3 protein-coding genes, 1 tRNA gene and 1 pseudogene are annotated in these 3,992 nt (G+C 70.0%); 1 reads left to right on the plus strand and 4 read right to left on the minus strand.

The window, feature by feature from the left end; all coding sequences use genetic code 11:
* Together VED21_RS33595 and VED21_RS33600 are read right to left on the minus strand one after the other, a co-directional pair.
* On the minus strand, window positions 1-516 hold a 516-nt coding region (locus tag VED21_RS33595), incomplete at its 3' end, for a TniQ family protein (RefSeq protein ID WP_324890277.1).
* Window positions 517-867: 351 nt separating this feature from the next.
* A tRNA-Arg gene (locus VED21_RS33600) sits at window positions 868-944 on the minus strand.
* A gap of 130 nt (window positions 945-1,074) precedes the next feature.
* Here VED21_RS33600 and VED21_RS33605 point away from each other — a divergent pair.
* Window positions 1,075-2,400, plus strand: coding sequence for a hypothetical protein (locus tag VED21_RS33605; RefSeq protein ID WP_324890278.1), 1,326 nt, complete (start codon window positions 1,075-1,077; stop codon window positions 2,398-2,400).
* A 4-nt stretch (window positions 2,401-2,404) separates the two neighbouring features.
* Here the strand turns inward: VED21_RS33605 and VED21_RS33610 are convergent, their stop codons facing one another.
* Together VED21_RS33610 and VED21_RS33615 are read right to left on the minus strand one after the other, a co-directional pair.
* Window positions 2,405-3,703 carry a folylpolyglutamate synthase/dihydrofolate synthase family protein gene (locus tag VED21_RS33610; RefSeq protein WP_324890279.1) on the minus strand — a complete coding sequence of 433 codons (1,299 nt, stop codon included), beginning with the start codon at window positions 3,701-3,703 and terminating at the stop codon, window positions 2,405-2,407.
* A gap of 16 nt (window positions 3,704-3,719) precedes the next feature.
* Window positions 3,720-3,992: pseudogene (locus tag VED21_RS33615) on the minus strand (acetyl-CoA carboxylase carboxyl transferase subunit beta); the annotation flags it as partial.

A 3,992-nucleotide genomic window follows, 5' to 3' on the forward strand; every position in this document is an offset into this window, starting at 1 on the left:
CATCCCTTCGGTCCGGCTTCGGCGCAGGATGTTGACCGATTCGCCGCAGGAGGTGCAGCGGTCTACCAGAAGACGCCGGTGCTTTGGGCAGGCGACCAGGAAGCCCAGACGCCACGTCAGGCGCAGGTAGGGTTGCGCGTCCTCCGTCAGGCAGCAAGGGCAGACCTGCTGTCCATAGGAGCGGCGGGCGTCCTCCCGCCCAGCCGGCGGCAGCCAAGGCAGCTTGACCAGACCATCGTCGGTGCCGAACAGACGGCCGGCCCAGCGCCTGAAGGTTCCCTGCCTGATCTGCTCCGCATCGATGCCGGTCGCCTCCTCCAATCGGTGGAGCAGCACGTCGTCGGCGTGACGATCGAGATCCCGTGGGTAACGGTAGCCGCCGGGCTGGAGGATCGCAAAGAGCTCACTGGGCGGCAGCCCGTTCGCACCGGCGAGCCGAGCGAACCAGGACGATATCGACTCATCCGGCAAGGGAGCTGGCCGTCCGGGCCAACGGTCGTCATCCCTCCAGGCCATCGCTCCACCTAATCGATAGAGACAGGGGAGCCCATGATCCTGGAATCCGGCGCCAGCGTCTTCGCCGCATCCGGCGAATCGGCGGCTTCAATGAGGACAGCTAATCGGCGATGCCTTTAGGCGAGACGGAACCGATTATCGGGATCGCGAGGACGAATCGAAAGGTGGGGACTGCGGGACACATCAGAAACGCTCGACGGCCCCGCCAAGTCACTGAAAGCGCTGGGGACAGCGACGCTGAAGAGTCCTGATCCGTCTCACTTATGCACGTCGCTCTCTCACGCATAAGCGCCAATTCCCGCCTAAAGGCGAAAGCGACAGTGAACACCGAACACGAACGTGGGGGAAAAATGGTGCGCCCGGCGGGATTCGAACCCACGGCCCCAGGATTAGGAATCCTGTGCTCTATCCTGCTGAGCTACGGGCGCAGCCGGGGTCGCTTATAGCACGCTTCGCACGAAGGTTCAGCGGCAAATCAAGCCGCTGCGCCACCCGGTCAATGGGGAAACGCCACCGCCGGGGTAGCCCGGCCGGAGCGCGCCGCGTATACTGGCGCCCATGGCCGGAATCCTGTTCCTTCGCGACATCGACGTCGACATCCAGATGCGTTGCCGCAACTGCGGTCACGAAGGGCTGCTGGCGCGCGGCGACCTGGAACGGCGCTTCGGCCCGAGTTACCCGGTGCTGTCGATCGCCCCGCACTACCGCTGTTCGCGCTGCCATTCCAAAGACGTGGAGAGCAGCCCCGGACCGCTGGCCGCCCCGCCCCCCGCCCCGCAGGACGAGGATACCGTCGACGCCGGGATCGCCGCGCTGCAAGGGCTGCTCGATGCCGTGCGCGGCGGCCGTGCGCCCGCAGGTAAGGATACAGTCGAGGCGGAGGAGGAGGAGGACGATGTCGTCGACCTGATGCCTCAGTTGCGCGAGGCGGAGGTCGAAGCGGAATCGGACGAGGGCATCGGGGCGGACGACGACCTGTTCGAACGCACGATGGCCTCCCTGCGCACCGTCGCGCACCCCGAACAAGACGAAGACGAGGGCGATAAGGGGCAGGTACAGGCAGTACCGGAACCCGACACCGTTGTCGCCGGGGACGAGGATATCCCCTTCGAGCGCAGCCTTGCCGCGTTGCGCGACTTGATCGCCGAAGACGAAGCTGAGAAGGAAGCGGAGGCCGAAGCGCCCGCCCTTCCGTCGCCGGCCCAACGGCCACCCGATCCCCGCGCCGTGATCGCCGAACTCATTGAGGAGGAAGAGGAGCGCGAGCCGTTCTTCCGCCCGCGCGAGAGCACGCCGCCCTCGGCGAGCGAAATGGAGCTGAGCCTCGCGGCCCTGCGCGCCCTGGTCGAAAAGGCCGCCGAGGAGGGGCCGGAGCCGGAGGAGCCGGAGCCGGAGGAACCCCAAGCGGAAGATCCCGAGCCCGCGCGGGCCGAGCCGGCGGCGCATGACGACGACGAGCCGTTCGACGAAACCATCGCCGCGCTGCGCAGCCTGATCGCCGACCGGCACCGCGATGCGGACGAGGACGAAAGCGAGACGCCGCCCGACCAGGAGGATGAGCCCGCCGAAGACGAGCAGGAAAACCTGGACGACATTTCCGATGACGAGATCCTGTCCTTCGCCATCCGCGATCCCGAGCTTGCGTCCGACGACACGGACGAGGTGGAGCGTGGTGAGCCCGCCGTCCACGCGATGCCCGAGGAGCCGCTCCCGCCCATCCCCCAGCCGCCCGCCAGGATCTCGCACCTGAACGAGACGCTGGCGAAGCTGCGTGGGATGCTGGAACTCGATCGCCCCGAAAAAGACGCAGGCCACAAGGACGCAGGCCACAGGGACCCGGCCCACAAGGACGGCGAACCCGCCGCCCGCCCGCGCCGCCGCTGATCTCCTACCCGTTCTCCACCAGCACCGATCCGGCCAGATAAAGCGAGCCGCAGATCAGCGCCCGCGACGGGCCGTCCGCAGCCGCCGTGAGCGCGCCGAGTGCCGATTCCACGTCCACCGCCGGCTCGGCATCGGCGATGCCGCAGGCGCGCGCGGCCGCGGCGGCATCCGCGGCACCCAGCGAGGCCTCCTCTCCGGGTATGGCGACGGTGCGCACACGCCGGACGAAGGGCGTCAGGGGGGCCAGGAACTCCTGCGGTTCCTTGCTGGCCAGCATGCCGAACACGAGGTCGAGCGGCAGCGCCGGCCCCTGCCGCGCCCAGGCCGCCACCTGCGCCGCCAGCACCTCGCCGGCAGAATCGTTGTGCCCACCGTCCAGCCACAGCTCCCACCCCGGCGGCACCGCCTGGGGGAGCGGGCCGCGGGTCAGCCGCTGCAACCGCGCCGGCCATTCGGCGCCGGCAAGGCCGCGCGCCACCGCCGCGTCGTCCACCGCCAGCGGCAGGTGGTCGAGACACGCGAGCGCCACCCCGGCGTTGACGATCTGGTGCGCGCCCGTCAGGCCCGGCCGCGGCAGGTCCAGGCACCGCCTGGGGCTTTCGAAGCGGAAGCCGCTTGCCGTGGGCTCGACCGACCATGGGTGCACCGGCGCGCCGATGGCCGCCGCGCGCCCGGCCAGCACGCGGGCCGCGGCACCGTCGGGCTGGGGCGCCAGCACGGCGGGGACGCCGGGCTTGAGGATGCCGGCCTTCTCCCCGGCGATCGCCTCGATGGTGTCGCCCAGGAACTGGCGGTGGTCGTAGCTGATGCGGGTGATCGCTGTGACGGCCGGACGGTCCACCACGTTGGTGGCGTCCAGCCGGCCGCCCAGCCCGGTTTCCAGCAACACGGCGTCGGCCGGTTCGCGGGCGAAGGCCAGGAAGGCAGCGACGGTCGTCACCTCGAAGAAGGTGATCGGCCCGCCGCCGTTGGCCGTCTCGCACTCCTCCAGCAGCGCCGCCAGATGCTCGTCGGTGATGAGCTTCCCGGCCAAGCGGATGCGTTCGTGGAAACGCACGAGGTGGGGCGAGGTGTAGACGTGCACGCGGTGCCCGGCGGCCTCCAGCATGGCGCGGGCGAACGCCAGGGTGGAGCCCTTGCCGTTGGTCCCGGCGACGTGCAGCACCGGCGGCAACCGCCGCTCGGGGTGGCCGAGGGCGGCGAGCAGCCGGTGCACGCGGTCCAGCGACAGGTCGATGACCTTGGGGTGCAACCCCTTCAGCCGCTCGAGCACCGGGTCGGCGCGGGATTCCGAAACGGCCATGCGGTGCTGTCCTGTCCTATGCGGGCTGTTCGGCTTCGGCCGGCCGGGCGGTCCGGTCGGCGGCCTCGGCCTGGACGCCGTGGTCCGGCTCCGCCGAATCGCTGGCCGCGCGCAGCGCCGGGATTTCCAGGTCCTCCTCGTCGCGCGCCGCCAGCGTCAGCGGGCGCATCAGCAGGTCCAGCGTGCGGATCAGCGTGGCGCGCAGGTCCTTGCGGTGGACGACCATGTCCACCATGCCGTGCTCCAGCAGGTATTCGGAGCGCTGGAAGCCCTCCGGCAGCGTCTCGCG

The sequence above is a fragment of the Azospirillum sp. genome, assembly GCF_035627195.1.
In the GTDB taxonomy this organism is placed as follows: domain Bacteria; phylum Pseudomonadota; class Alphaproteobacteria; order Azospirillales; family Azospirillaceae; genus Azospirillum.